The sequence below is a fragment of the Pseudomonas sp. TWP3-1 genome, assembly GCF_049896625.1.
GTDB lineage: Bacteria > Pseudomonadota > Gammaproteobacteria > Pseudomonadales > Pseudomonadaceae > Aquipseudomonas.
Genome location: NZ_JAFCUQ010000007.1, coordinates 138,871 through 165,224, shown reverse-complemented (window position 1 = coordinate 165,224; position 26,354 = coordinate 138,871). Strand labels below are relative to the sequence as shown.

Annotated in this window: 23 protein-coding genes and 1 pseudogene; 14 read left to right on the top strand and 10 right to left on the bottom strand. The window is 59.7% G+C overall.

Annotated elements, in window-relative coordinates; all coding sequences use genetic code 11:
• Positions 1 to 111 precede the first annotated feature (111 nt).
• Positions 112 to 1,098 carry a GlxA family transcriptional regulator gene (locus tag ACP7BN_RS12310; RefSeq protein ID WP_426204381.1) on the top strand — a complete coding sequence of 329 codons (987 nt, stop codon included), beginning with the start codon at positions 112 to 114 and terminating at the stop codon, positions 1,096 to 1,098.
• A gap of 65 nt (positions 1,099 to 1,163) precedes the next feature.
• On the opposite strand, the gene ACP7BN_RS12305 is transcribed toward ACP7BN_RS12310, so the two are convergent.
• Positions 1,164 to 2,075 (bottom strand): LysR substrate-binding domain-containing protein, encoded by a 912-nt coding sequence (locus tag ACP7BN_RS12305; protein WP_426204380.1) that lies wholly within the window; start codon positions 2,073 to 2,075, stop codon positions 1,164 to 1,166.
• A 118-nt stretch (positions 2,076 to 2,193) separates the two neighbouring features.
• Between ACP7BN_RS12305 and ACP7BN_RS12300 the strand changes: the two genes are divergently transcribed.
• The 6 genes from ACP7BN_RS12300 to ACP7BN_RS12275 all read left to right on the top strand — a co-directional run bounded on the left by ACP7BN_RS12300 (position 2,194) and on the right by ACP7BN_RS12275 (position 9,349).
• Positions 2,194 to 2,658: a (2Fe-2S)-binding protein gene (locus ACP7BN_RS12300; RefSeq protein WP_426204378.1), complete on the top strand. Its 465-nt coding sequence runs from the start codon at positions 2,194 to 2,196 to the stop codon at positions 2,656 to 2,658.
• Entirely contained in the window at positions 2,658 to 4,871 is a 2,214-nt protein-coding gene (locus ACP7BN_RS12295; protein WP_426204377.1) for a molybdopterin cofactor-binding domain-containing protein, read from the top strand. Before ACP7BN_RS12300 ends, ACP7BN_RS12295 begins: the two co-directional genes overlap by 1 nt.
• Positions 4,872 to 4,877: 6 nt before the next feature.
• Positions 4,878 to 5,771 carry a LysR substrate-binding domain-containing protein gene (locus tag ACP7BN_RS12290; RefSeq protein WP_426204374.1) on the top strand — a complete coding sequence of 298 codons (894 nt, stop codon included), beginning with the start codon at positions 4,878 to 4,880 and terminating at the stop codon, positions 5,769 to 5,771.
• A gap of 108 nt (positions 5,772 to 5,879) precedes the next feature.
• Positions 5,880 to 7,376: a helix-turn-helix transcriptional regulator gene (locus ACP7BN_RS12285; protein ID WP_426204373.1), complete on the top strand. Its 1,497-nt coding sequence runs from the start codon at positions 5,880 to 5,882 to the stop codon at positions 7,374 to 7,376.
• A 192-nt stretch (positions 7,377 to 7,568) separates the two neighbouring features.
• The gene (locus tag ACP7BN_RS12280; RefSeq protein ID WP_426204371.1) at positions 7,569 to 7,820 is read left to right on the top strand and encodes a DUF1652 domain-containing protein; all 252 of its coding nucleotides are present in this window, start codon (positions 7,569 to 7,571) and stop codon (positions 7,818 to 7,820) included.
• Positions 7,821 to 8,695: 875 nt separating this feature from the next.
• Positions 8,696 to 9,349, top strand: coding sequence for a trimeric intracellular cation channel family protein (locus tag ACP7BN_RS12275; protein WP_426204369.1), 654 nt, complete (start codon positions 8,696 to 8,698; stop codon positions 9,347 to 9,349).
• 118 nt (positions 9,350 to 9,467) lie between these two features.
• Here the strand turns inward: ACP7BN_RS12275 and ACP7BN_RS12270 are convergent, their stop codons facing one another.
• The 5 genes and pseudogenes from ACP7BN_RS12270 to ACP7BN_RS12250 all read right to left on the bottom strand — a co-directional run.
• On the bottom strand, positions 9,468 to 10,235 hold the full coding sequence (locus ACP7BN_RS12270; RefSeq protein ID WP_426204367.1) for an SDR family oxidoreductase: 768 nt from the start codon (positions 10,233 to 10,235) through the stop codon (positions 9,468 to 9,470).
• Between the two features lie 38 nt (positions 10,236 to 10,273).
• Positions 10,274 to 11,341 carry a phosphotransferase family protein gene (locus ACP7BN_RS12265; RefSeq protein WP_426204365.1) on the bottom strand — a complete coding sequence of 356 codons (1,068 nt, stop codon included), beginning with the start codon at positions 11,339 to 11,341 and terminating at the stop codon, positions 10,274 to 10,276.
• Between the two features lie 174 nt (positions 11,342 to 11,515).
• Entirely contained in the window at positions 11,516 to 12,484 is a 969-nt protein-coding gene (locus ACP7BN_RS12260) for a 2-hydroxyacid dehydrogenase (protein WP_420651257.1), read from the bottom strand.
• Between the two features lie 139 nt (positions 12,485 to 12,623).
• Entirely contained in the window at positions 12,624 to 13,148 is a 525-nt protein-coding gene (locus tag ACP7BN_RS12255) for a cysteine hydrolase family protein (protein WP_426204363.1), read from the bottom strand.
• 223 nt (positions 13,149 to 13,371) lie between these two features.
• Positions 13,372 to 13,458, bottom strand: a pseudogene (locus ACP7BN_RS12250) (tautomerase family protein); the annotation flags it as partial.
• Positions 13,459 to 13,701: 243 nt separating this feature from the next.
• Here ACP7BN_RS12250 and ACP7BN_RS12245 point away from each other — a divergent pair.
• Positions 13,702 to 13,896, top strand: a complete 195-nt coding sequence (locus tag ACP7BN_RS12245; protein WP_426204361.1) for a hypothetical protein — start codon at positions 13,702 to 13,704, stop codon at positions 13,894 to 13,896.
• A gap of 478 nt (positions 13,897 to 14,374) precedes the next feature.
• Positions 14,375 to 15,655 (top strand): HAAAP family serine/threonine permease, encoded by a 1,281-nt coding sequence (locus ACP7BN_RS12240; protein ID WP_426204359.1) that lies wholly within the window; start codon positions 14,375 to 14,377, stop codon positions 15,653 to 15,655.
• Positions 15,656 to 16,265: 610 nt separating this feature from the next.
• On the opposite strand, the gene acnB is transcribed toward ACP7BN_RS12240, so the two are convergent.
• A complete protein-coding gene (gene acnB / locus ACP7BN_RS12235) occupies positions 16,266 to 18,875 on the bottom strand; it encodes a bifunctional aconitate hydratase 2/2-methylisocitrate dehydratase (protein WP_426204521.1) in 2,610 nt (869 codons plus the stop codon).
• 468 nt (positions 18,876 to 19,343) lie between these two features.
• Here acnB and ACP7BN_RS12230 point away from each other — a divergent pair, with 468 nt between their 5' ends.
• Positions 19,344 to 19,814, top strand: a complete 471-nt coding sequence (locus ACP7BN_RS12230; protein ID WP_420649614.1) for a DUF1289 domain-containing protein — start codon at positions 19,344 to 19,346, stop codon at positions 19,812 to 19,814.
• 124 nt (positions 19,815 to 19,938) lie between these two features.
• On the opposite strand, the gene ACP7BN_RS12225 is transcribed toward ACP7BN_RS12230, so the two are convergent.
• Positions 19,939 to 20,802, bottom strand: coding sequence for a universal stress protein (locus tag ACP7BN_RS12225; protein ID WP_420649615.1), 864 nt, complete (start codon positions 20,800 to 20,802; stop codon positions 19,939 to 19,941).
• 159 nt (positions 20,803 to 20,961) lie between these two features.
• On the opposite strand from ACP7BN_RS12225, the gene ACP7BN_RS12220 reads away from it, so the two are divergent.
• From ACP7BN_RS12220 to ACP7BN_RS12210, 3 genes are all read left to right on the top strand, one after another.
• A complete protein-coding gene (locus ACP7BN_RS12220; protein WP_426204357.1) occupies positions 20,962 to 21,564 on the top strand; it encodes a tRNA-(ms[2]io[6]A)-hydroxylase in 603 nt (200 codons plus the stop codon).
• Positions 21,565 to 21,705: 141 nt separating this feature from the next.
• Positions 21,706 to 22,413 carry a response regulator gene (locus tag ACP7BN_RS12215; RefSeq protein ID WP_420649616.1) on the top strand — a complete coding sequence of 236 codons (708 nt, stop codon included), beginning with the start codon at positions 21,706 to 21,708 and terminating at the stop codon, positions 22,411 to 22,413.
• The gene (locus ACP7BN_RS12210) at positions 22,414 to 23,700 is read left to right on the top strand and encodes an ATP-binding protein (protein WP_426204355.1); all 1,287 of its coding nucleotides are present in this window, start codon (positions 22,414 to 22,416) and stop codon (positions 23,698 to 23,700) included.
• A gap of 34 nt (positions 23,701 to 23,734) precedes the next feature.
• Here ACP7BN_RS12210 and ACP7BN_RS12205 read toward each other — a convergent pair whose 3' ends face one another.
• Positions 23,735 to 24,586, bottom strand: a complete 852-nt coding sequence (locus tag ACP7BN_RS12205) for a CAP domain-containing protein (RefSeq protein WP_426204352.1) — start codon at positions 24,584 to 24,586, stop codon at positions 23,735 to 23,737.
• Between the two features lie 202 nt (positions 24,587 to 24,788).
• Between ACP7BN_RS12205 and ACP7BN_RS12200 the strand changes: the two genes are divergently transcribed.
• Positions 24,789 to 25,409, top strand: a complete 621-nt coding sequence (locus ACP7BN_RS12200) for a cell wall hydrolase (protein ID WP_426204350.1) — start codon at positions 24,789 to 24,791, stop codon at positions 25,407 to 25,409.
• On the opposite strand, the gene ACP7BN_RS12195 is transcribed toward ACP7BN_RS12200, so the two are convergent.
• Entirely contained in the window at positions 25,406 to 26,293 is an 888-nt protein-coding gene (locus ACP7BN_RS12195; protein ID WP_426204519.1) for a LysR family transcriptional regulator, read from the bottom strand. The genes ACP7BN_RS12200 and ACP7BN_RS12195 overlap by 4 nt on opposite strands.
• Between the last annotated feature and the right edge of the window lie 61 nt (positions 26,294 to 26,354).

Here is a 26,354-nt window from a genome sequence, read left to right as displayed (position 1 = left end):
ATGCTTTGAAGCCCGACAGTGGCCTGAATGACATATTTCGATATAATCGGGCCAATCGACTAACGTGTCCGTACATTTGAGAGGGGCGATTTATCCCTCTGAGGCTGCCTGATGCAATCCATACGTGTGGCTGTTCTGGCTTTCGACGGCGTAAGTCTGTTCCATCTTTCTGTCCCGGGCGTGGTTCTGGGTACGGCTCAATCCGCGCCCGGTGAACCGCAATACGAGGTCAGCTACTGCGCAGAGTCGCCGGGTACGGTGAGTAGCGACCAAGGCATCGGCCTGGAGGTCGCTCATGGCCTGGAACTGATGGAGGCATCTGATGTAATTGTCATTCCCGCGTGGGGCGATCAGTCGGTCGTTGCATCTGCGCAGCTTGTGAAAGCCTTGCAGCTCGCTAATGCCCAGGGAAAGCTCATCGTCGGCTTGTGTCTGGGAGCATTCGTGCTCGGAGATGCCGGGCTGCTTGATGGCAAGGAAGCGACCACCCACTGGGCCGTCAGAGACGAATTTTCCCGACGCTTCCCTGAGGTTCATTTCAGGCCCGAGGTGCTCTATGTCAGTGATGGCAATATCGTGACTTCTGCGGGAACCGTGGCGGCAATCGATTGTTGCCTGCACTTGATACGCCAGCGGCTCGGTGCAGATGTGGCGAATCGCACCGCAAAGATGCTGGTAACGCCGCCGCACAGGCAGGGAGGTCAGGCTCAATACGTTGAGCGCCCTGTGCCGCAGCTATCCAGCGAGACTCATTTGTCTGATGTACTGGCGTGGGCGCGTACGCACCTGTCCAGTGATCTGTCTCTCGATGTCCTGGCAGACATGGCGAAAATGAGCAGGCGCACGTTTACTCGACGCTTTAAGGAGGCGACGGGCAGTACCGTCTCTAAATGGCTGAATGCCGAGCGAGTCGTCAGAGCACAAGAACTGCTTGAAACGACGGATTTACCCATTGAATGCGTTGCCGGAGAGGCAGGTTTCGGAACGCCCTTATCCTTGAGGCAACAATTCGTCGCTCATCTCGGCACGTCGCCTTCTGAATATCGGCGAACGTTTTTTCGCGAAATGAAGCCGGATGGATCTAAACGGAGCAGCTGAGTCCGAAAGGCCTCAGCAGTAAACCTCATCAACAGTCTTCGGTGACTCCGGTGTAAAGCGCGCGGTCATGGCTGGGGGAGGGCAGGATCTTCAAGCGTACCCAAAACCAACTGCCGCACGGCTTCAACCACAGGCGCCACGCGCTCAGCCTGCCCATGCGGCCAAACCGCATAGAGATTGTAATGCGCGGCAATCTGCGCCTCGTTCAACGCCACCAGCCGCCCACTGCGCAACGCATCTGCTGCCAATAATCCGCGCACCAGTCCTGCGCCGACACCGGCCTCGGCGGCGGCAATCAGGTTGGCCGCATTATCAAAAATCACCCGTGCCGGAGGCTCGTTCGGCGGCATGCCGGCGGCATCCAGCCACGGAATCCACGAGCGCCGCGTATACCCCAAAAGCGGCAGTTCCAAAATCTGCGCCGGACTCAGCGGCACCTGTAATTCATGCCGCGCCAGCAGCTCAGGCGAAGCCACTGCCAACACCCGATCCCCACAGATCTGCACCATCTCGCAGTCATCCCAATCGCCATAGCCATAACGCAATGCCAGGTCCACGCGCTCGAACGTGCTGCGATCACTGCGCGGCATCGACAGCAGCGTCACCTCATAATCCGGCAGGCTATCGAGTAACTGCGGCAGGCGCGGATTGAGCCAGCTCTGCGCCAGTTCACTGTCCACATCCAGCGTCAGACGCTGAGCCACGCTACGGTTTTTCACCGAAGACAAGGCGCGATCAATCTGCGCCAGGCCATCCGACAGCACGCTGGCAAACAGCTGCCCGGCATCGGTCAGGTTGCTGCCGCCGCCTTCACGCACGAACAGCGGCTGGCCGATGAAATCTTCGAGTGCGCGGATCTGCTGGCTGATGGCGCTGTGTGTGAGGTCGAGTTTGCGCGCGGCGCTGGAGAAACTGCCGCTGCGCGCTGCGTGAATAAACGCGCTCATGGACTGCACCGACGGGTATCGCTTGTACATGTTGTTAGTCCTGCTTACACCGGTTGGCAGAAATCGTCGCTGGCCGCGATTTGTCGTGGCTCCCAATAATCGGTCACCAGGCCTGCACAAAGACGGGCCGCTCTTTTGGAGCCTGACAATGATTACATTCACGGTAAACGGCGAACGACGCGAGCTGGTCGAGGCGTCCCCCTCCATGCCCTTGTTATGGGTCTTGCGCGATCAATTGAAACTCACCGGCACCAAGTTCGGCTGCGGCATGGGCCTGTGCGGTGCCTGCACTGTGCACCTGAACGGCGTCGCGGTGCGTTCCTGCCAGTTGCCAGTGGCCGCCGTCGCTGGCCACAACATCACCACTATCGAAGGCTTGTCGCCCACCGAGACCCATCCGCTGCAACTGGCCTGGGTCGCCGAAGATGTGCCGCAATGCGGCTACTGTCAATCCGGGCAGATCATGTCTGCCGCTGCGCTGCTCAACACTGGCGCGGCGGTGACTGACGATTCGATCCGCAACGCCATGTCCGGCAATATCTGCCGTTGCGGCACCTACGGGCGCATCAACAAAGCCATCAAACGCGCGGCGAATGCGCCGAAGGAGGCGTGATGAGCCGCCTGGATGACACGCAATTCGAGCTGCCGCGCCGGGAATTTCTCAAGCAAGCGGTAACGGTCGCTTCAGGTTTGGCGATTGCCCTGTATTTGCCCTCCGGCGCGGCCGCGACTGACCCGAAAGCCCCGGCGCCAGCCACCGAATTCGAGCCGAATGCCTGGGTGCGCGTGCTGCCCGACGGTACGGTGAAACTGGTGGTGCACAAGCACGACTCCGGCACCGGCACTCACACGGCTTTGGCTGCGTGCGTGGCCGAGGAACTCGACGTCAATCCGATGACCGTGCAGGTGATTACCCCGGAAGATCCGTTTTTCGAAACCTACATTCATCCGGTGTGGAAGGTGTTTTCTACCGGTGGCAGCACCAGTGTTTCGCTGGAATACGACCGCTTGCGCATGGCTGGGGCGACGGCGCGGGCGCTGTTGATTTCGGCGGCGGCGAAGCAGTGGAAAGTCAGTGCTGATAGCTGCTCTACCGAAGAGGGTCGGGTGGTACATCTGTCGAGCCAACGCAGCCTCGGCTATGGCGAACTGGTGGGTGTGGCGGCGCATCTGCCGGCTCCGGCCAACGTAACGCTGAAAGATCCTGCGCAATTCAAATACATCGGCAAGCTGCGCCATAAACGTGATGCAGCGGCCAAAGTCTGCGGGCGCTTCAAGTACAGCATCGACGTGCAATTGCCCGAGATGTTGGTGGCGGTGATTCAACGCGCGCCGGTGGTTGGGGCGAAAGTCGTGGCGATGAATTCAGCGGCGGCATTGCAAGTGCCCGGTGTGCGCAAAGTCATCGCAATCCCGGGCAGACCCGACGTACTCGGCGGCAACCTTGAGGGCGTGGCGGTTGTTGCCGATACGTACTGGGCCGCGCAAGAGGGACGCAAAGTGCTGGAAATCAAATGGAGCGATTCCGCGCTGGCCCGGTTCGACAGTGTGGAGTTGCACAACGCCCAGGCTTTGGCGATTGGCGACGCGAAAACGCAAACCATCAAAGCCATGACCCACGGTGACGTCGCCGCACAATGGCCGCGCGCAGCCAAGCTGCTCGAAGCCGATTACAGCATGCCCTACAAGGTGCAAAACCCGCTGGAACCGATCTGCATCACCGCGCAGGTCAAGGACAAGGCGATCACCTATTGGGGCGGCGTGCAGGTGCCGTCCTCGGCACTGGAAGCCGCCCGAGTGATCTGCGGATTCGACAAAGACCAAGTCACCATCCATGAACTGGTGTCCGGCGGCAGTTTCGGCGCGCGGGAAGCCAAATATTGGTTGTTCGAAGTCGCCTATCTGGCGCAGCAGACCGGCGTTCCGGTGAAGTTGCTGAATAGTCGTGAAGACGAAATGCACGCGCTGTTCTATCACCCGGCGACCTTACATCGGGTCAAAGGCGCGCTGGATGCAAGCGGCAAACTCAGCGCACTGCAATTGCACGCGGTGTCGCCAGCTTCGCCGGAACAGTGGGAACCGGGGTATTTCGAGCGCCCGGATCATATGGATTACAGCACTACCGAGGCGATCACCGCGTGGGACTTCGCCTATCGTCCGCCGCACCTGGATCTGAACTGGGTCAAACACGAAAGCGGTGTGCCCAGTGGTTGGTATCGCTCGGTGAGTTTCATTCCCAACGTGTTCGCCGTGGAGAGTTTCATGGACGAACTGGCGCATGCGGTTGGCGCAGATCCTTTGGCATTTCGGTTAGCGAATATGCAGGAGCGTCCAAGGCATGTGGCGGTGCTCAAACAAGCTGCCGAACGCGCCGGTTGGGGCCAACCATTGCCGCCGGACACTGCGCTGGGGATCGCGACCAATCAGGGTTACACCAGTTTTATCGCGGTGGTCGCCCGGGTTGTGAACGTCGACGGTCAAGCCAAAGTCGAGAAGCTCACCTGCGTGGTCGATTGCGGTCTGGCGGTGTCGCCCGGTGGCGTCGAAGAACAGATCTACGGCGGCCTGATGTGGGGCCTCGGTCATGCGTTATTTGATCGGCTCGACATCAAACAGGGCCGGGTGGTGCAGAGCAACTTTCACGACTACCGCGTCCCACGTATGTCCGACATGCCAACCGTGGACATCCTCGTGCTCGACGGCCAATCGGACAAACCCGGCGGTGTCGGCGAGCTGGGCAGTCCGTCGGTGGTGCCAGCCATTGCCAACGCGCTGTTCAGCCTGACCGGCGTGCGGCAGCGCTCGACGCCGCTGAACCTCGGGTGAGCCGCCATGGACCTGCGCTTGCTGCGTTACTTCATGGCGCTGGCCGACGAGTTGCATTTCGGTCGTGCGGCGGAGCGGTTGCACATTTGCCAGCCGCCGCTCAGTCAGCAGATTCGTTTGCTGGAAGAAGAACTTGGTACGCCGCTGTTCGCGCGTAGTCATCATCGGGTTGAGCTGACGGCAGCGGGGCAGATGCTCAAGGAGCAGGCGCCGCTGGTGTTCGAGCAGCTTGAGCGGGCGCTGGACCTGACCCGTCAGACCGGGCGCGGGCAGCTCGGTGAGCTGGAAATCGGCATGATCAGTTCGGTGATGGTCGGCGTGCTGCCCAAAGCCCTGCATCTGTTTCGCGAGCGCTATCCGCAGGTCAATTGGCGTCTGCATGAAATGACCCCGGCGGCGCAGGTCAAGGCGTTGAAGGAAAAGCGCATTGACGCCTGTGTGTTTCGCGTTGGCTATGACGACCCGCAGTTGCGCAATGAACTGCTGATCTATGAGCCGATCCGCGTGGTGATGCCGGCAGATCATCCGTTGGCCGGTCGCGAACATCTGGCGCCCGCCGATCTGGCGCAGGAACCGTTCGTGGCGCTGGAATTGAAGCAGTCGCGGTTCGCCGATTTTCTCTTTCAGTGCTGCATCAAGGCCGGGTTCACACCGCAGATTCGCCAGCAAGTGATCGAGGTGCAGACCTTGCTCAGCCTGGTCAGGGCCGGGTTTGGCGTGGCGCTGTTGCCGGCTTCGATCGAGCAACTCGCCCCGGCGGGGCTGGTGTTTCGCCGCCTGACTCCGGCGCTGCCGGAAGTGCCGCTGTACGCCACTTACCGCGCCGACGATGCATCGCCTGTGCTCAGGTTGTTTCTCGATACCTTGCGCGAATTGGTCGAAACCTCAAATTTGCACTGAACCTTGTGGGAGCTAGGGGATTGGTGGATGTCCGGGAAGAATGCTCGGCACGATCCCAACAGCCTGCGGTCGTAACCTTCACATGCTCGCATCACTTGTGGAGAGCCAATGAGCCAGGACGTACTGACCACCGAAACCAATCGCCGCCAGTTGCAGCAGATCATTGCGAGTCTGTCCGACGGGGTGATTCTGCTGGAACTCGATCAGAGCATTCTCTGGGCCAACGAAGCGGCGTTGACCATGCACGGCATCAGTCGCGTCGGTGAGCTCGGGCACAATGCCAAGGAGTACGCTGAACGCTTCAACCTGCGCTATCGCAACAATCACCCATTGACCGCCGATCAATACCCGCTCAGCCGCGTGGCGGCCGGTGAAACCTTCAGCGACGTGCTGGTCGAAGTCACTCCGGCGCATGATGAAGAACGCACCTGGGTGCATACCGTGCGCAGTCTGGTGTTGACTGATCGCAACGGCGATCCCGAATCGCTGGTGCTGATCATGAGCGACGTCACCGACTGGGCCAACGCCGAGCAGCGCTTCGAGAAGACCTTCAATGCCAACCCGGCCCCGGCGGTAATCTGCCGTCTCAGCGACTTGCGCTACATCAAGGTCAATCCGGGGTTTCTGGAGATGACCGGCTACAGCCGCGATCAGGTGATCGGCGCCTCGACCTATGAGCTGGACATCCTCGAAAAGGCCGAGCGCAAAGAGCTGGCGATCCAGCGCCTGCGCGATGTGGCGACCATTCCGCAGATGCAGGCTGAGCTGCGCACGGCCGACGGAGGCAGCAAGCAGGTAGTCGTCGCCGGTCAGACGCTGGTGCTCAACGATGAAGACTGCATGTTGTTTTCCTTCGTTGATATGGAACCGCGACGCAAGGTCGAAGTGGCGTTACGGCAAAGTGAAGAACGCTTCGCCAAGGCCTTTCGTCTGACGCCGGTGCCGATTCTCATCTGCAGCACTGACGAGCAGCGGGTGATCGACGTCAATCAGGCGTTCCTCGATACCCTGGCTTACAGCGGCGATGAGGTGCTGGGCAAGACCGTTTCCGAGCTGGAGTTTGTCGATGATGTCGCGGCGCGCACGCGTCTGTTTGCGGCGCTGGTCAAATCCGGCCGGGTTGATCGCGTGGATTTGCGCGTGCGCAAGAAAGACGCGGATCTGCTCGAGTGCGCGGTCTCGGCCGAGACGATGGTCATCCAGGACACGCCGTGCTATTTGCTGGCGCTGATGGACATCACCGAGCGCAAACGCACCGAGCTGGAATTGGTGGCGGCGATTGAGGAGGTGATGAAAGACGCGTCCTGGTTCAGCCGCACGCTGATTGAAAAACTGGCCAATGTGAAAAAGGTCAATTCGCCGCAACTGCCTAGCGTGTCGTTCACGGAGCTGACGGCGCGTGAGCGTGACGTGCTCGGGCTGATCTGCGAAGGGCTGGCGGACAAGGAAATCGCGGCGCGCCTGAAACTCGCACCGAATACTGTGCGTAATCATGTGGCGACGGTGTACTCCAAGCTTGATGTGCACAGCCGCAGCGAGGCGATTGTCTGGGCGCGGGAGCGTGGACTGTTCTCTGGCGTGTGGGGAAGCAAAGGCCAGCGATAAGGTGCAAATGCACTAGTCGAAGGGGTGCAAATTCGGGTTTTGGCATCAGGCGCAGGTTCTTAGTCTGTTCAGGTGCGATACGGGTCTGCGGATTCTGGTCGCATCCTCTTCGAAGCGGTTTAAGGATCGACCCATGTGTCTGTTGTCTTTCATTGAGTCATTTCTGGTGCGTCGTCACGCGGGAGTATCGGGATGATCAATCTGGCGCAGTTGCGCGTGCAGCTGGAGCGCAGTTTTTCGCCGTTGGCGTGTGAGTGTGTGGTGGATGGGGAGAATTCGCTGACGGTGAAGTTGTATCACCCGGCTTCGGGACGGGTGGATTTGGTGGTGAGTGGGTTGAGTCTGGATGCTTTGCGGTCTGGGGAGGCTGTGGAGGGGTTGGTTGGGGAGTTGCGGTATGAGTTGGAGAGCAATTCCTTGCGGTCTTTTGTGGATCCTGTTTGATTACATATCCGTTGTTGGGTGAAGGCTGCTTACGGTTCCGCCCTTACGGCGGGTCACCTTTTTCAAACGCCAAAAAGGTAACCCAAAAGGCTTTACCCTGACGTTCGGCCCTCGCTGTGGCTCGGGTTCCTTCGCTCCGGGATTGATCCGGGGGCATCGCCTCCGGTTTGCTTCGCTGCACCTCCTCTCGATGTGTTTGGCTGCGCCAAACGTCGCTTCGCTCCCACCCCCGGATCAATCCCTCCACTCAGCCTGCCGATGGGCGCTTGAGATCAAGAGCTTTACTCGAGCTAACGCTCATCGTGTTGAGTGGTGGTGAAGCAGAAGCTGGAGCGGATTTTTGGGTTTTTTTGAATCTGAGTTCACCTCGGTATTTCACGTCAGCGTATTTCTTGTTAGCACCTCGGTCAGTCCCCTCTACCTCTGGGCGGTCCGACGTTTCGGGAGGGCTAGGGTGAGGGCCAGTTCTAAAGTCATGCGCATATTTTCCGACCACACGATCCGCTTCACCATCCCACCCCAAAATCGACAGCCAATTCCCTCTAGTCCCACCATTCCACTGGCACTTGCCGGACTCTGGTCTATAAGGAATGAGTGGTTCGGTTTCCATCGCCGTGCATTGTCCTGCCCGGCCACGGGAGTTTTCTTCCATTCTTCGCGGGTCGTCCTATGAATAATCCTGGGAAACGCGTGTGTTCACCGTTGTCGCTGGCCTTTGGTTTGGTGCTGCTAAGCGGCTGCGCCAGTCCTCCACCTCCGCCGCCTGCCGCGCCGCCTCCACCGCCTGAACGTACTTGCGAAGTCCTCGAAAACACTGAAGTGGTCGGTGATGCGTATGCCGATGGCCAAGTCACTCGACAGATCACGACCACCCGTTGCGTCACGCAATAGCACCGGCGCGGCGTAAGTCCCGGGTTGAGCGGGTTGTGCTGGTGGCCGATCTGGCCGGTACGGCGGTGTTTGCTGTCGAGGGCGCGATTGCGGCGATGCGCAGTCAGCTTGATCTGCTCGGGGTCATGGTGATTGCGTTCATCGTGGCGCTGGGCGGCGGGGTCACACGTGATCTGCTGATTGGCGCTACGCCGGCCAATGCTGTGGCGGATTGGCGCTATCCGGCGTTGGCGTTTGCCATGGGCGGGCTGGCGTTTGTGTTTCACCAGCAGGTGCTGGGTTGGTCCGGGTCGACCTTGATCGTGCTCGATGCCGCCGGGCTGGCGTTGTTTGCGGTGGCCGGGGCGCAGAAGGCGCTTAACTATGGCATCTCGCCGTTTGTGGCGATGCTGATGGGCACGATCACCGGGGTCGGTGGCGGGGTGATGCGCGACATTGTGCTGGCACGGGTGCCGGTGGTGTTGCAGGCGGATTTGTATGCGAGCTCGGCGTTTGTCGGGGCGGCGGTGTTGATCATTGGCCGGCGGCTGGGCGTGTCACCGGTGGCTGCGGCGCTGCTGGCGGGCGCGGCGTGCTTGTCGTTGCGACTGTTGTCGGTGCATTTCGGCTGGCAACTACCAAAAGTCATGGACCTGTAAGCCTCCTGTAGGAGCTGTCGAGTGCAACGAGGCTGCGATCTGTTGATCTTGGTTTTATAAAATCAAAATCAAAAGATCGCAGCCTCGTTTCACTCGTCAGCTCCTATACGGGGCGCAGTCAGGACAGGAAGCCGCCGTCCACATTCAGCGAAACACCGGTGGTGTAGCTCGACGCATCACTCGCCAGGAACAACACCGCGCCGGCCATTTCACTCGGATCAGCCACGCGCTTGAGCGGGATCTGCGCCAGCGCTTGCTTGAGGATTGCGTCGTTTTTCACCAGCGCGGAAGCGAACTTGGTGTCGGTCAAACCCGGCAGCAAAGCGTTGCAGCGGATGCCGAATTGCGCGCATTCCTTGGCGAAGACTTTGGTCATGTTGATCACCGCAGCCTTGGTCACCGAATAGATGCCCTGGAAGATCCCCGGCGAAATACCGTTGATCGAGGCGACGTTGATGATGCTGCCGCCACCGTTCTCGCGCATCAGCTTGCCGGCTTCGACCGACATGAAGAAGTAGCCACGGATGTTCACGTCGACGGTTTTCTGAAAGGCGCTCAGATCGGTGTCGAGCACGTTGCAGAATTGCGGGTTGGTCGCCGCGTTGTTGACCAGAATGTCCAGACGGCCGAACTGTTCCTTGATCCCGGCGAATACCTGGCTGATCTGTTCCATCTCGCCAATGTGGCAAGCGACCGCGGTGGCCTTGCCGCCCGCCGCGATGATCGCGTCGGCCACGTGCTGGCAGCCGTCGAGTTTGCGGCTCGACACGATCACGTGTGCGCCTTGCTGGGCCAGCAGTTTGGCGATGGCTTCACCAATGCCACGGCTGGCGCCGGAGACGAAAGCGATCTTGCCGTCGAGGTCGAACAACTGAGTCTTGGACATGCTATCCCCTTGAAAGAGTCTTGTTATGAGGCGTGCGATCAGAGCGTGGATTTCTGGATGACCTGCAGGCTCATCTGCTCCAGCAGTTTGTTCATGTGAATGAACTGCGCGAAGCGTTTGTCCTGGGTCTGGCCGTGGTAGAAGCGGTAGTAGATCTGCTGCACGATCCCGGCCAGGCGGAACAGGCCGTAGGTGTAGTAGAAGTCGAAATTGTCGATCTGGATCCCGGCGCGTTCGGCGTAGTAATCGACGAACTCGCGGCGGGTGAGCATGCCCGGGGCGTGGCTCGGCTGGCGGCGCATCAGTTGCACCGGCGCCGGGTCGTCGGCCTGGATCCAGTAGGCGAGGGTGTTGCCCAGATCCATCAGCGGATCACCGAGAGTGGTCAGTTCCCAGTCGAGCACGCCGATGATCTGCATCGGGTTGTGCGGGTCGAGGATCACGTTGTCGAAGCGGTAGTCGTTGTGCACGATGCTCGATGTCGGGTGATCGGCCGGCATCTTGTCGTTGAGCCAGGCTTTGACCGCTTGCCACTGTGGCGCGTCGGGGGTCAGGGCTTTCTCGTAGCGTTCGCTCCAGCCTTTGATCTGACGGGCGACGTAGCCTTCGGGCTTGCCCAGATCACCGAGGCCGCAGGCGTTGTAATCGACGCGGTGCAGTTCGACGAACTTGTCGATGAAGCTCTTGCACAGGGCTTCGGTCCTGGCTGAATCAAAGCCCAGTTCCGCCGGCAGTTCCGAGCGCAGGATGATGCCGTTGACGCGTTCCATCACGTAGAACTCGGCGCCGATCACCGATTCATCGGTGCAGTGCACGTAGGCTTTCGGGCAGTAAGGAAAGCCGTCGCGCAATTGATTGAGGATGCGAAATTCGCGGCCCATGTCGTGGGCGGACTTGGCCTTGTGGCCGAACGGCGGACGGCGCAGGACGAACTCCTGTTCCGGGTATTCCAGCAGGTACGTCAGGTTCGACGCGCCGCCGGGAAACTGGCTGATCTGCGGCGTACCGCTGAGGCCCGGAATGTGCGCCTTGAGGTACGGATCAATCAGGCTGGCATCGAGTTCTTCGCCGGAGCGGATACGGGTGGACTGGTCAGTAAGCGCCATGCTTATCCCTTCTGCTTATTTTGGAGGCCAGACATCATTGGCTAATCTAATGGCGCGCCGGGGCGGCCACAAGCGCGCTGCGGTCTTATAGGTTAGCGTGTTGCCGGATAATCAGCGTTTCGAATAGGCTGGGACCAGCGCGGACGGCAGCGTCTGCTGACGCTACCAATGAGGCTAGTGCACGCGTTCTTCGCCAAGCTTCGGCGGTAGTTCCAATGGAGTCAGCACCGCTTCCCCGCTGAAGAACGCCACCAGATTTTTGCCCACCAGTTCCACCGTGCCTTGGGTGGCTTCGGGTGACAGGCCGGCCACATGCGGCGTTAAAAGTACGTTGCTCAGGGCTTTCAGTGAATCCGGTACCTGCGGCTCGTGGTCGAATACATCGAGTGCGGCGCCGGCGATTTTTCGATGTTCCAGTGCCGCGATCAAATCTGCCGTGGCAATCACGCTGGCGCGGGCGATGTTGACGATGAAACCTTCCGGACCGAGCGCGTCGAGCACGGCGCGGTTGACCAGATGTTTGGTTCCCAGTCCGCCTGGTGTGGCAATGATCAGAAAGTCGGCGGTGCGCGCCAGCTCGGTCGGGGTCGAGCAGAATGTGTAAGGCACATCGCTGGCCAATCTGCGGCTGTGGTAGCTGATCTGCATGTCAAACCCCAGGTTGGCGCGTTTGGCGATGGCCATGCCTACCGCGCCGAGCCCGAGAATCCCCAAATGCTTGCCGGCCAGCGACGGGCGCATGATTTTTGGCCACTCGCCACGGCGAACGGCCGCATCGCAACGCGGAATGTCGCGGACCAGCGCCAGCAACATGGCCATCGCGTGATCGGCCACCGAAGATGCGTTGACCCCGGCGCCGTTGGTCACGGTGATCCCTCGGTCGCTGGCAGCTTGCAGGTCGACCTGCTCGTAACCGGCGCCAATCACCGTGATGATTTTCAAGGCCGGCAGCGCGGCGATTTCTTCGGCGTACAAACCCAGCGGACCACGGGTCAGCACCGCATCGATCCGCGCGCCGTGAGTGGCGATAGCCTGGGCACGCTCGGCGGGAGTCGGCGCGAGGATCAGGTGAAAGCCCTGTCGCTCCAGAATCGGCAGGTAGTCATTGATGGTTTCAACCAGTACCAGAACGGTTGCGGGCATTGCGCGGCTCCTGAAATATATGGCGGTTCGGTCGCGTAAGTCATGTCAGAGTGCTGATTGCACAGCGGTTTGGCAATGGTGGCCGCTGACCCGCATCAGGCAGTGTAGGAGCTGATGCGGGGAGCGCCTCGGCGGTTCGTCAGAAGACAACATCGGCGCTGTTGATCAACCGGGCGAAGGCTGCACCGAGGGTAGCATTGTGATGTTCGATGATTGCCCGAGCGGACAGCGCGGGGGTGTCCATGCAAGTGTGGGCATCGGCAACCAGCAACGGCTTGAAGCCCAGGTCAGCGGCGGTGCGGCAGGTGCTGTCGATGCAGAACTGGCTTTTCATGCCGACGATATACAGGTCATCGACCTGCGCTGCTTTGAGTTGCTGTTCGAGTGCTGTGCCGTGAAAGGCATTGGGGCGGAACTTGTCGAAAAGGCTGTCGACTTCAGCGTTCAGATTCAGCTCCGGCAGCAATTGCCATAGCGGGCTGCCAGCGGCAATTGGCGAGTTCTGCGGGCCTGTGTGGCGCACCGCGAAGATCGGCACATTTTTTTCGCGTGCCTGCGCGATCAAGTGCTGGATGTTGGCGAGAACGCGTTCGACCTCGAAAGGCTTTTCCGGCCATTGGAGCAGGCCGATCTGCATATCGATGATCAACAATGCTGCGGACATGGTGTTTCTCCTTGAGTGACGAGCGGGGGAATAGCCACAACTGCCGCACGGACGGGAGAAACAACAAGGCCCCGTCCATTGCTGGCGGGGCCTTGGGTTTGCTGCGCTGGTTTTACCTCAGGCAGCAACACCACGACCCGCCGGTGGCGGTCGTGGTGGTACGGGTGAGGTTCAGCGCGCAAATGTTCATGGGGCCGATCATGCTGGCGGCGTCACGCACGTGTCAACTGGCGTATTGGGTGATGCCGTTGCCGAACGACCAATTCTGTTTCTTCACTTCCACCAGATCGATGAACACATCTCCCAGCCGAATGCCCCGTTGCGTATTCAGGCTGAATTGAAAGGCCGTTTGGTCTGGAATGTTTGTCGGAAGTTTCGCTAGTGGTTGTCCTCGGAGCGTGCTTACACAAAGCACGGATTTTGCCTACGCACGTTGATGGATTTACCCGCTAGTCTTCGGGTGATGAATACGAAATTATTACCGGGTGGAAAGGGCAGTGCGGTCCAGGATGGAATCGCCGGCCGAGCGGTAACTCAAAGCCAAGGAAGGCCAATGCTTCAGGATGATCGTGAAAATCTGGAACTCGAGAGGCTACAAAAAGAAGTGCGGAAAATCGCGGTTGAGACGAAGAAGCTTCTGACGGAAGAAAGAAAGCTGAGATGGGAGACGAATTTATATCCATTCGCGGTAATGGGCGGATGGGTAGTCGCACTTGTCGCTGTAGCAGGACTTGCACTCAAATTTTGAAGCATTCGCAACTCACCACTAGTCAGCCCCATAACCTGAAGAGGAATAATCAAAATGAGTACCTATGACGTTAAAGCTCGTGGAGAGCAAATGGATCGAGAGCTCGAGGAGTATGTCCAGGCAATGCGCCTCGAAGACAAGGAGAACATGTCTAGATTTTGGGTGCTGTTAGGTTTCGGCATGTTTTGCGTTTGCCTTGGCTTCATGTTGGGCCGATCATTCTGATCGCGCCTGATGAGCAAGCGTGGCGCTGCAACGTGTCAGAAAACGACGATATACGTATCCTTGGCCGACATCTAATTCACCAAAAACGACCCCCCTCCGATCTGCACCGCACAACCATTCCTCAGCTAAGTCTTTGCTTCTGCTGATTTATCACGGAGAATCGCGCCCCTGTTTCGGCCGGAGCATGTCTGTCGGTTTTTTCCGACGCGTCCTGACCGAGTGGCAAGTGACCGGAATGCGGAGATCCGACCGGATGAATGATCAGGCCAATAGCGTCGACGAACGCTATGAAGCGGCAGCACCAGCTGAACTGTCGAGCTGGAATCGCCATGACACTACCTGGATGTTGGGACTGTTCGGGACGGCCATCGGCGCCGGCACCCTGTTTTTGCCGATCAATGCGGGTCTTGGAGGCTTTTGGCCGCTGGTGATTCTGGCGCTGTTGGCATTCCCCATGACCTTCTACGCACACCGCGGTCTGACCCGCTTCGTGCTCTCCGGTCGCGAAGGCGCCGACATCACGGAAGTGGTGGAGCAACATTTCGGCATCAAGGCCGGTGCGCTGATCACTTTGCTGTACTTCTTCGCGATCTTCCCGATCCTGCTGATCTATAGCGTCGGCCTGACCAACACGGTCGCCAGTTTCCTCGAACACCAACTGCACATCACGCCGCCACCGCGCGCGTTGCTGTCGTTTGCGCTGATTCTCGGTTTGCTGGCCGTGGTGCGTTGCGGTGAGCAGGTAATCGTCAAGGCCATGAGCCTGATGGTGTATCCGTTTATCGTCGCGCTGCTGTTTCTGGCGGTGTACCTGATTCCGCACTGGAACGGCGGCATCCTCAGCACCGTTTCGCAAGTGCCGGCGCCGTCCGCGCTGCTGCACACGCTGTGGCTGGCGATTCCGGTGATGGTCTTCTCGTTCAACCACTCGCCGATCATCTCGGCGTTTGCGGTTGATCAGAAGCGCCGCTACGGCGTCCACGCCCAAGAGCGCAGCTCGCAGATCCTCTGCCGGGCGCACTTGCTGATGGTCGGAATGGTGCTGTTCTTCGTTTTCAGCTGTGTACTGACCCTGACGCCAGAGCAACTGGCCGAAGCCAAGGCGCAGAACCTGTCGATCCTGTCGTACCTGGCCAACCACTTCAGTAACCCGACCATCGCGTTCGCCGCGCCGTTGATTGCGTTCGTGGCGATCTCCAAGTCGTTCCTCGGTCACTACATCGGTGCCAGCGAAGGCTTGAAAGGCCTGATCGTCAAAAGTGGCAAGCGTCCAAGTGCCAAGGCGCTGGATCGCATTGTGGCGGCGTTCATGCTGGTAGTGTGCTGGATCGTTGCCACGCTCAACCCGAGCATCCTCGGCATGATCGAAACCGTGGGTGGCCCGGTGATCGCGGCGATCCTGTTCCTGATGCCGATGTACGCCATCCGCAAAGTGCCGGCGATGGCCCGCTATCGCGGCCAGGCATCGAACGTGTTTGTCACCGCAGTTGGTCTGGTGGCGATTTCTGCGTTGATTTACTCGCTGACTGCTTAACTGACAGGCGCAAGTTTTGGTCTGATCTGGCGAATCAAGAAAGGCCGATCTGCATCGCAGGTCGGCCTTTTTTACGCCTGTTTTTATCTGTGGTGGCTTCGGTGCGGGCGATGGTTTTTTTCTGGCTGAGTACATATCCATTGCTGCGGTGATGGCTTCTTGGGGTTCCGCCCTGACGGCGGGTCACTTTTTCCAGACGCCGAAAAAGTAACCAAAAAGGCTTTACCCTGACGTTCGGCCCTCGCTGTGGCTCGGGTTCCTTCGCTCCGGGATTGTTCCGGGCGCATCGCCTCCGGTTTGCTGCGCTGCACCTCCTCTCGATGTGTTTGGCTGCGCCAAACGGTCGCTGCGCTCCCACCCCCGGATCAATCCCTCCACTCAGCCTGCCGACGGGCGCTTGTGATCAAGAGCTGCACTCGAGCTAACGCTCATTGTGTTGAGTGGTGAGAAGCGAAGTGCGGTTTTTGGGTGGATCTCCAACCTGTGGGAGCTGCGGTGCGACGATTCGACTTGCCAGCGATGCGGCCGGAGCAGGCGGCGACTTTCCAGCAGGCATAAAAAAAACGCCGCTCATCTCACGATGGGCGGCGTTTTTTATGGCGTTGTAGCGTTAGGCTTGAACGACCGGGATGTTGGCGTTCGCAGCAGCTTCACGGAACTCGGCGATCTGGTCGAAGGACAGGTAGCGGTAAACGTCGGCCGCCATGCTGTCGATCTTGCCAGCGTATTCCATGTACTCCTCGACGGTCGGCAGGCGACCCAGGATCGAAGCCACGGACGCCAGCTCGGCCGAAGCCAGGTAGACGTTCGCGCCGTCGCCCAGACGGTTCGGGAAGTTACGGGTCGAAGTCGACACCACGGTCGCGTTCGGCTCTACGCGTGCCTGGTTACCCATGCACAGCGAGCAGCCCGGCATTTCCATGCGCGCGCCAGCCTTGCCGTAGATGCCGTAGTAGCCTTCTTCGGTCAGTTGGTGAGCGTCCATCTTGGTCGGCGGCGACAGCCACAGACGGGTTGGCAGCTGACCTTTGACCTGTTCCAGCAACTTGCCGGCAGCGCGGAAGTGACCGATGTTGGTCATGCACGAACCGATGAACACTTCGTCGATCTTCTCGCCAGCAACGCTGGACAGCAGACGGGCGTCGTCCGGATCGTTTGGCGCGCAGAGCACAGGCTCGTTGATGTCGGCCAGATCGATTTCGATGACTTCGGCGTATTCGGCGTCGGCATCGGCTTCCATCAGTTCCGGGTTGGCAACCCAGGCTTCCATCGCTTGAGCGCGACGTTCCAGAGTACGCGCATCGCCGTAGCCTTCGCCGATCATCCAGCGCAGCAGGGTGATGTTCGAGTTCAGGTACTCGGTGATCGACTCTTTCGACAGCTTGATGGTGCAACCTGCAGCCGAACGTTCAGCCGACGCGTCGGACAGCTCGAAAGCCTGTTCCAGCGTCAGGCCTTCCAGGCCTTCGATTTCCAGAATGCGGCCGGAGAAGGCGTTTTTCTTGCCTTTCTTCTCGACGGTCAGCAGACCGTTCTGGATGGCGAAGTAAGGAATCGCATGCACCAGGTCACGCAGGGTGATGCCAGGTTTCATCTTGCCTTTGAAACGCACCAGAATCGATTCCGGCATGTCCAGCGGCATAACGCCGGTGGCAGCGGCGAACGCGACCAGACCGGAACCGGCCGGGAACGAGATGCCCATCGGGAAACGGGTGTGCGAGTCACCACCGGTACCGACGGTGTCCGGCAGCAGCATGCGGTTCAGCCACGAGTGGATGATGCCGTCGCCCGGACGCAGGGAAACGCCGCCGCGGGTCATGATGAAGTCAGGCAGGGTGTGGTGGGTGGTCACGTCGATCGGCTTTGGATAAGCCGCGGTGTGGCAGAACGACTGCATCACCAGATCAGCGGAGAAGCCCAGGCACGCCAGGTCTTTCAGTTCGTCACGGGTCATTGGACCGGTGGTGTCCTGAGAACCTACGGTGGTCATCTTCGGTTCGCAGTAGGTGCCAGGACGAACGCCTTTGCCTTCTGCCAGACCGCAAGCCTTGCCGACCATTTTCTGCGCCAGGGTGAAACCCTTGGTGCTTTCAATTGGAGCATCCGGCTTCTTGAACAGGTCGAACGGTGGCAGACCCAGCTCGGCGCGAGCCTTCTCGGTCAGGCCACGGCCGATGATCAGCGGAATACGGCCGCCAGCACGGACTTCGTCCAACAGCACCGGAGTCTTCATTTCGAAGGTGGTCAGGACTTCGTCGGTACCGTGTTTGCAGACTTTGCCAGCATGCGGGTACAGGTCGATCACGTCGCCCATGTGCATGTTGGAAACGTCGAATTCGATTGGCAGTGCGCCGGCATCTTCCATGGTGTTGTAGAAGATTGGAGCGATCTTGCTGCCGAAGCAGAAACCGCCGGCACGCTTGTTCGGAACGAAAGGCACGTCGTCGCCGAAGAACCACAGTACCGAGTTGGTGGCCGATTTACGCGACGAACCAGTACCGACCACGTCACCGACGTAGGCGATCGGGAAGCCTTGACCGCGCATTTCCTCGATCTGCTTCATCGGGCCGATGGCGCCTTGCTGATCAGGCACGATGCCGTCACGAGCCATTTTCAGCATGGCCAGGGCGTGCAGCGGGATGTCAGGACGCGACCAGGCATCCGGCGCCGGCGACAGGTCGTCGGTGTTGGTTTCGCCGGTGACCTTGAATACGCGCAGGCTGATCTTGTCGGCCAGGGTCGGACGGTTCTTGAACCACTCGCCGTCAGCCCAGGACTGCAGCACGCCTTGAGCGTGAGCGTTGCCGTTCTTGGCTTTTTCGGCCACGTCGTGGAACGCGTCGAACATCAGCAGGGTGTGCTTGAGTTGCGCGGCAGCGACTGGTGCCAGTTCGGCATCGTCCAGCAGGTCAACCAGGGTCACGATGTTGTAGCCGCCCTGCATGGTGCCGAGCAGCTCTACAGCGCGCTTTTTGTCCAGCAGAGGGGAGGAGACTTCGCCCTTGGCCAGAGCAGACAGGAAGCCGGCCTTGACGTAGGCCGCTTCGTCCACGCCTGGCGGAATGCGATTGGTGATCAGGTCAACGAGGAAAGCTTCTTCGCCAGCCGGAGGATTCTTCAACAGCTCGACCAGGCCGGCTGTTTGTTCGGCGTTAAGCGGCTGGGGAACAATACCCAGTGCTGCACGCTCTTCGATATGTTTGCGGTAGGCTTCAAGCACAGTTATTACCCTCATCAGTGGTCCCAAATGGGTGTCCGGGACGCTCGTCGCGAAATGCACGTACTCATGCGCCGCGCGGCGTTGTGCGCCGCTTGGCCAGAATTACCGGGCATTCCTTACAGAAGCTGCTTTCAAAGTTTTACGCCTGCAGAACGTGGAGCTGATGAGGGTTGGCGTCGGATTTTTCCCCGCTGGAAAAACCCTTCGCCAACACCGTTCTGAAGGAACGACTGTGCTCGTGACGCTTTGAAAACAGCTTCTAACGGACATTTGCGCCTTAAAAGGCTGGCTGATTCTACGGCAAAAAAAATTTAAAGGTAAGTCGCGCGCTATTGGACTTTGGTGGCGGGCCGCGTCGGCGCGGCAATGTCCGTTTTGTGCGCTAAGCCCTGATGTTTGAGGGGTGATCAATGCCCGACAAAGGGCTAACATGCCGGCCTGTTCCGCGTTGCAGTGTTTTGCCTATTTATGCCCAATCAGACCATCAAGACCCCCTGCGTCGGCCTCTGCTCCACCGTTTACGGTGATCTGGTGTGCCGTGGCTGCAAGCGTTTTCACCACGAAGTGATCAACTGGAATGGTTACAACGAGGAGGAAAAGCGCGCGGTGTGGCTGCGTCTGGAGCAACTGCTGTCACAAGTCATGGAGAGCAAGGTCGAGGTGTTCGACCGCGATCTGCTGCGTCAGCAGCTTGAACAGCGCAAGATCCGCTTCGTGCCGCATCAGTCTGAGTATTGCTGGGCGTATCAGCTGATCGCCCGGGGGGCGCGGGTGATCATTAATCTGGAAGCCTACGGAATGGTGTTGCTGCCGGAGTTTCGCGAGTGGAATCTGCCGGAATTGCGCGATGCCATTGATCGGGAATTTTTCCTGCTGTCGGAAGCGCATTATCAGCGTTACATCGCTCCCGGTTTCCTCAGAGATGCCTTCGGCGCCTGATTGACCGCTATCGCTGGCAAGCCAGCTCCCACAGGGTTCTCGGTGTGTCCTCAACAGAGAGCATCACACAATCACTGTGGGAGCTGGCTTGCCAGCGATGGCGCCCGAATAGACTTCACATCTCTCAATGCTTCACCGCCAATTCCACCAGATGATCCTCAACCTCCTGCGGTTTGAGCACCAGCACATCGCTCTCCAGCGCATCCAGCACGACCTCGGCAGTATTGCCGATCAACGCGCCAGACAAACCGGTGCGCGCCACCGTACCAATCACCGTCACCGCCGCTTGCAGCTTGTGCGCCATGAACGGTATCAACACATCCGCCGGGCCTTCCTCGATGTGCAGGCGTGCATCATCAATATCAAACTCGGCCTGAAACGCCCGACATTGCTCGCGATATCGCGCCTCGATGGTTTCACTCAACTGCAATGCAGGGTCAGCGGCCGAGAGCATCGGGGAAGGATGAGCGGCAATCACATGCAAATGCCCCTTGGCCAGAGCCGCAATGTCAAAGCCATGATCGATGATCCCGGCATGCAAATGGCGGTGTTCGCCATCGGTATTGCCCACATCGACTGCGGCCAGAATTACCTTGTCTTTCCACGAACCAGAAGTTTTCACCAGCAAAACCGGGGTAGGGCAGTGCCGCAACAGCTTCCAGTCCGCCGGGGTCAGCAGGGCTTTTTTCAGCGCGCTGTCGGGGAAATGCTGTTTGATCACCAGCCCGCAACCCTCGGCCTGCTGCACGTCAACGATGGTTTCATGCAGGCTCTCGTTCCACGCCTGCTCGGTGGTCACGCTGTAACCATCCGCCAGCAGCGCCGATTTGAGCACGCCGAGCATGCCGGCATGGTCGTGCTTCTTGTCGCACACCAGCAGGTGCAAATGGGCTGAGGTCACCCCGGCGATCAGCTTGGCGCGCTTGAGCGCCAGGCTCTCGGCGTGTTCGGGTTCGATGACCACCAGAATGCTGCGAATGGCTTGCATGAGCGGAGTCTCCAGCAAAGAAAAAACACGGCGTTGCACAACTATAGTTGCTGCGCCCGTGCCCGCGAGTTGATGCATATCAACGCGGGCGGCTGGTGGTCTGCGGGCAGGCCGGTATAATCGGCGCCCTTCGCTCGAACACCTTTAGCCGTGAGCCCCATGATCTTTCCCGAAATCCACGAATTCCTTGGTTGCCGCACGCCTGATGCCTGGGTGCAAGCCGCACTGGCCGACCAGGAAACCCTGCTGATCGACCACAAGAACTGCGAGTTCAAGGCCGCCAGCACCGCGTTGAGCCTGATCGCCAAGTACCACTCCCACGTCGATCTGATCAACATGATGTCGCGTCTGGCCCGGGAAGAGCTGGTGCACCACGAACAGGTCATGCGCATCATGAAACGGCGCAAGATCGAGCTGCGCCAATTGCACGCCGGCCGTTACGCCTCAAGCCTGCGCAAAGTCGTGCGCAGCCACGAGCCGGTGAAACTGGTCGATACGCTGGTGGTCGGCGCTTTCATCGAAGCACGCAGTTGCGAGCGCTTCGAAGCGCTGGTGCCGCATCTGGATGAAGAACTCGGCAAGTTCTACTTTGGTCTGCTGAAAAGCGAAGCGCGGCATTATCAGGGTTACCTGAAACTCGCTTATCAGTACGGTGACGCCAAGGACATCGGGCAAGTCATCGAACGCGTGCGCGCTGCCGAGCAGGAATTGATCGAATCGCCGGATGTGGAATTCCGTTTCCACAGTGGTGTGCCTGCTTAAGATTGTTAAAAACTCTTAAGAGTATGAAACATCATCGAAAACCGGCCCCTGCGGCCGGTTTTTGCTGTCTGCGCTAAACGTCTTGCCCGCGAATGCCGCCATAATGTCGGCCACTTCAAAAAGCAGTTGGCGGCGGTTGGTATGGATAACCTGGGTTTTGGCAAAGTCCTGCTGGTGGAGGACGACGAGCGCCTCGCGACACTGATTGCGCATTTTCTCGAACAGCACGGCTACGAAGTGCGCACGGTGCATCGCGGCGATCTGGCGGTGGCAGCGTTTGTCGAATTTCAGCCGAAAGTGGTAGTGCTCGACCTGATGCTGCCGGGGCAAAGCGGCCTGCACGTGTGCCGCGAGATTCGCAGCGTGTCGGATACGCCAATCGTCATCCTTACCGCCAAAGAGGACGACCTTGATCACATTCTCGGGCTGGAATCCGGCGCCGACGATTACGTGATCAAACCGATCAAACCACCGGTTTTGCTCGCGCGTTTGCGCGCACTGCAACGGCGCCAGGTGCCGGACAGCGGTGTAGTCAATTCACTGGAATTCGGCCAGTTGAACATCGACCGCAGCTGTCGCGAAGTACGTCTGGTCGGCGAAGTGGTGGAGATGACCACCATGGAATTCGAACTGCTGTGGCTGCTGGCGAGCGCCGCCGGCAAAGTGTTGTCGCGCGACGATATCCTCAACCGCATGCGCGGCATCGCCTTCGATGGCCTGAATCGCAGCGTCGACGTGTACATCAGCAAGTTGCGCAACAAGCTCAAGGACAATCCGCGCGAACCGGTATGCATCAAGACCGTGTGGGGCAAGGGTTATCTGTTCAATCCGTTCGCGTGGGAGTTGTAGATGCTGCGGCTATTTTTCGGGCTGTTTCTGGTGATGACGGTAGGCCTGGTACTGGCGTTACAGACGGTCGAGCACACCTTCAATGCGCTGCTCGACAATCAGATGAAAGCCTACAACCGCGAGGCGGTCCGTGGTCAGGCCTGGTCGCTGATTGAGCACATGCGTGATCGGCAAGGCGCTGCGCGTGAACAGCAACTCGAGGCGCTGCGTGCGCATTATGGGTTGACGCTGAGTCTGGTCGAGGCCGATCAACTGGCGCTGGATGAACAGGAAAAAGCCGAACTGGCCCGAGGGCTGTTGGTCACGCGTGACAATTACACCCAGTTCATCAGCAACATCGACGGCGGGTCGCAAGTGCTGAGCATCAAGCTGCCGCCCGAGCCGAGCCTGATGACGTTCTACATTGTCGGCGCGTATCTGATGCTGGCGGTACTGCTCGGTTTCGTCATGTTCTTCTGGGTGCGCCCGCACTGGCGCGATCTGGAGAAACTGCGGCTGGCCGCCGAGCGTTTTGGCGACAACGACCTGTCGTCGCGCATTCAGCTGTCCAGGCGCTCGAACATCCGCGATCTGGCCGAACACTTCAACTTGATGGCGGCACGCATCGAAAGCCTGATCGCCAATCAGCGCGAACTGACCAACGCCGTGTCCCACGAATTGCGCACGCCGATTGCACGTTTGTCGTTCGAACTCGACCAGCTCAAGCAGCAACCTGATCCAAATCAGAACCGCGAGCTGATCGCCGATATGTACGCCGATCTTGGCGAACTGGAGGAAATGGTTTCCGAACTGTTGACCTACGCCAGCCTTGAGCGCGGTGCTACGGTGATCACCCGCGAGAACATTCAGGCGGCCGATTGGCTCGACAGCGTGGTCGGCAGTGTCGCGCTAGAGGCTGAGGCGGCGGGGGTGCAGTTGCTGATTTGCGACTGCGAGCTTGAGCATGTACGCATCGAACCGCGGTTCATGGCGCGCGCCGTGATCAATCTGCTGCGCAACGCGATCCGTTATGCCGAGCAGCGCGTCGAGGTGTCATTGGTGCGCACTGGCGATTATTACGTGGTGCAGGTCAACGACGACGGGCCGGGAGTGCCGCTGCACGGGCGCGAAAAAATCTTTGAGCCGTTCTCGCGCCTCGACGCCAGTCGCGACCGCCGCACCGGCGGTTTCGGGCTGGGGCTGGCGCTGGTGCGGCGCGTGTCGCAGTCCCATGGCGGACAGGTTGAGGTCGGCGATTCCGCGTGGGGCGGGGCATCGTTCCGCATGACCTGGGCTCATCTGGATTAATCACCGCACACATACCTTGTGAGGGGCTTGCGGGTTATGGCGCGCCGAACATCGCGGTCCAGTAAATCCCCGCGTCGCTCTTCGGATCTGTCGCATACGCCGCGCCCAGTTCGCGATATTGCGGGTTCATCAAATTCGCGCAATGCCCCGGACTGGCGAGCCAGCCGTCGACCACTTTGCGCACGGTGTCTTGCCCGGCAGCGATGTTTTCGCCAACCAGTTGGCCGCTGTAACCGGCCAGTTCCGCACGGTCGCCTGGGGTGCGGCCGTCGCGATCCTTGTGGTCGAAAAAGTTGTTGTTGGCCATCGCCCGGCTGTGGCTTTCGGCGGCGCCACCGAGCACTGCGTTCCACGCCAGTGGTGTGGTTGCGGCGAATGCCTGGCCGCCGCACTGACGCGGCTGACTGCGCGCGACGTTGAGTTGCTCAAGCAATTTCTGCCCCTCACTTTGACCATCGCCGAGACGTGCAGTCAGCAGCGGCCGCGCGAGCACGATGCGCCAGTCGCGATCGTTATGGCTGACGCCGACATCGACGAACTGCGGATCGAGCACGACCTGGCAGAAGCTCTCTTGAATCGCCTTCATCGCCGACGTCGCATCGCGCGGGCCGTTGAGGGTGATGGCTTGCACGTTGACCATCGGGTAACTGGCGCGGGCCATCGCCTGTTGCAAATCGACGGCGCCGCTGGCGGACAGAATCAGCCGTGGGTCGGCCGACAGTGGCGGCAACTCGTTGGAGGCTTGGCTGCCGCACCGCTGCGGTTGGCTGCGGTAGTTGTTGATCGATTCGACCAGTTGCGATTCGTCGCTGGCCATGGCCGAAGCGGCAAACGCCAGGCCCACGGACAACGCGGCAAATCGCAGAACGGATGACATGAAGCGCATGGAAATCTCCCTTGGGCTGAATGCGCCCATGATGCGCGAAAAGCCCCGGTTTGGGGCAATGGATTTTTTGCTTGAAACGTGGAATTTTTGCGCTTGAGGTTGGGTCAGTATTTGCCGTCTACACTCTGCGCAGGCCCCGCAATCCGGGGGTCTCAACCACGTAACAACTTGCCCGGACCGGGCTCTGCCGGAAGAATCGATCATGCGATTGAACGGTTTTCTTGTGTGTCTTGCGTTAACCCTGCTGACCGGCGCTGCCAGCGCCACCGATCAAGCGCCAATCAAAGCCAGGGCCGAAGAAAAGGCCCAGGTGCTGGAAGAAAAAGCCGCTGACAAACCCGACGCCCCGCCTGCAGCAAAATCCGAAGCCATCACCCCGAAAGAGGTGCAAGCCGTCGACCCGGCCGGCACCGCGCCGCTGGACGATCCGATCACCTGCCTGGCGCGCAGCATTTATTGGGAAGCGAAAGGCCGAAACACTCCCGAGATGGAAGCGGTGGCCAGCGTGGTGATGAATCGTCTCGGCCACGACGGCTTTCCCGGCACTGTTTGCGAGGTAGTCAAGCAGGGTTCGGAAACCAGGAGCTGCCAGTTTTCCTGGTGGTGCGACGGCCGCTCGGACCAGGTCAAGGAGGACGCCGAGTACACCCTGGCCAAGAAAATCGCCGGCAAGGCACTGAACCGTCAGCTCAAGGATCGCACTCGCGGCGCGTTATATTTCCACGACCGTAACGTGCATCCGAGCTGGGCCGGGGAATACACCAAAACTGCCGAGACCGGCAAGTTTCTGTTCTACAAACCCAAGAACGGCGACGCGCGTTAGGCGCAGATTTCGCGCACTAGATTGCGCAGCCAGCGGTGCGCCGGATCGGCATCCATGCGCGGGTGCCAGAGCATCGAAACGTTGATGTCCGGCAACAGCGGCGGCAGGTTGAAACTGTGCACGCCGGCGCGCAGGTTGGCGGTGTGACGCTCGGGCACGCTGGCGATCAGATCCGAATCGCGCACCAGTGCCAGTGCGGCGGAAAAACCGCTGACGGTGGTGACGATGTCGCGGGTCAAACCCAGTGCCTGCAATGCCTCGTCTATTGGCCCGCTGTTGCGTCCTCGACGTGACACAAGTACGTGTCCGCCGGCGGCGTAGCGTTTGGCGCTGAGCTTGACCGCACTCAATGCATGACCCTCGCGCACCACGCCGATAAATCGGTCGCGGAACAGGATGCGGCTGTGCAAGCTGTCGTCTGTGTTGTCGCTGATCACGCCGGTTTCCAGATCGACCCGGCCGTCGCGCAGCAGCGTGCTGTCCTTGTCGGTTTTTTGCACGAAGCGCAGGCGTACATTTGGCGCGTCAGATGCGATGCGCGCGAGCAGGGCGGCGGCGAAGGTTTCAACGAAGCCGTCGCTACTGCGCAGGGTAAATGTGCGATGCAACTGTTTGAGATCGAGCACTTCGGCGGGGCGCAAAACTGCTTCGGCTTGTTGCACCAGCAGCGCGACGCGTTCGCGCAATTCCAGCGCGCGCGGGGTTGGCACCAGCCCGCGACCCGCGCGAACCAGTAGCGGGTCACCAGTGGTTTCACGCAGACGGGCGAGGGCGCGGCTCATGGCTGACGGACTCAGGCGCAACTGCTCGGCCGCGCGGGCGACGCTGCCTTCGCGCAACAATACGTCGAGGGTGATCAACAGGTTCAGATCCGGTGCGCTCATGACATGGCGTCCCATGCAGGTATCGAGTGCAAAGCATGCGTCTTCCGCCTGGTGCTGTCGA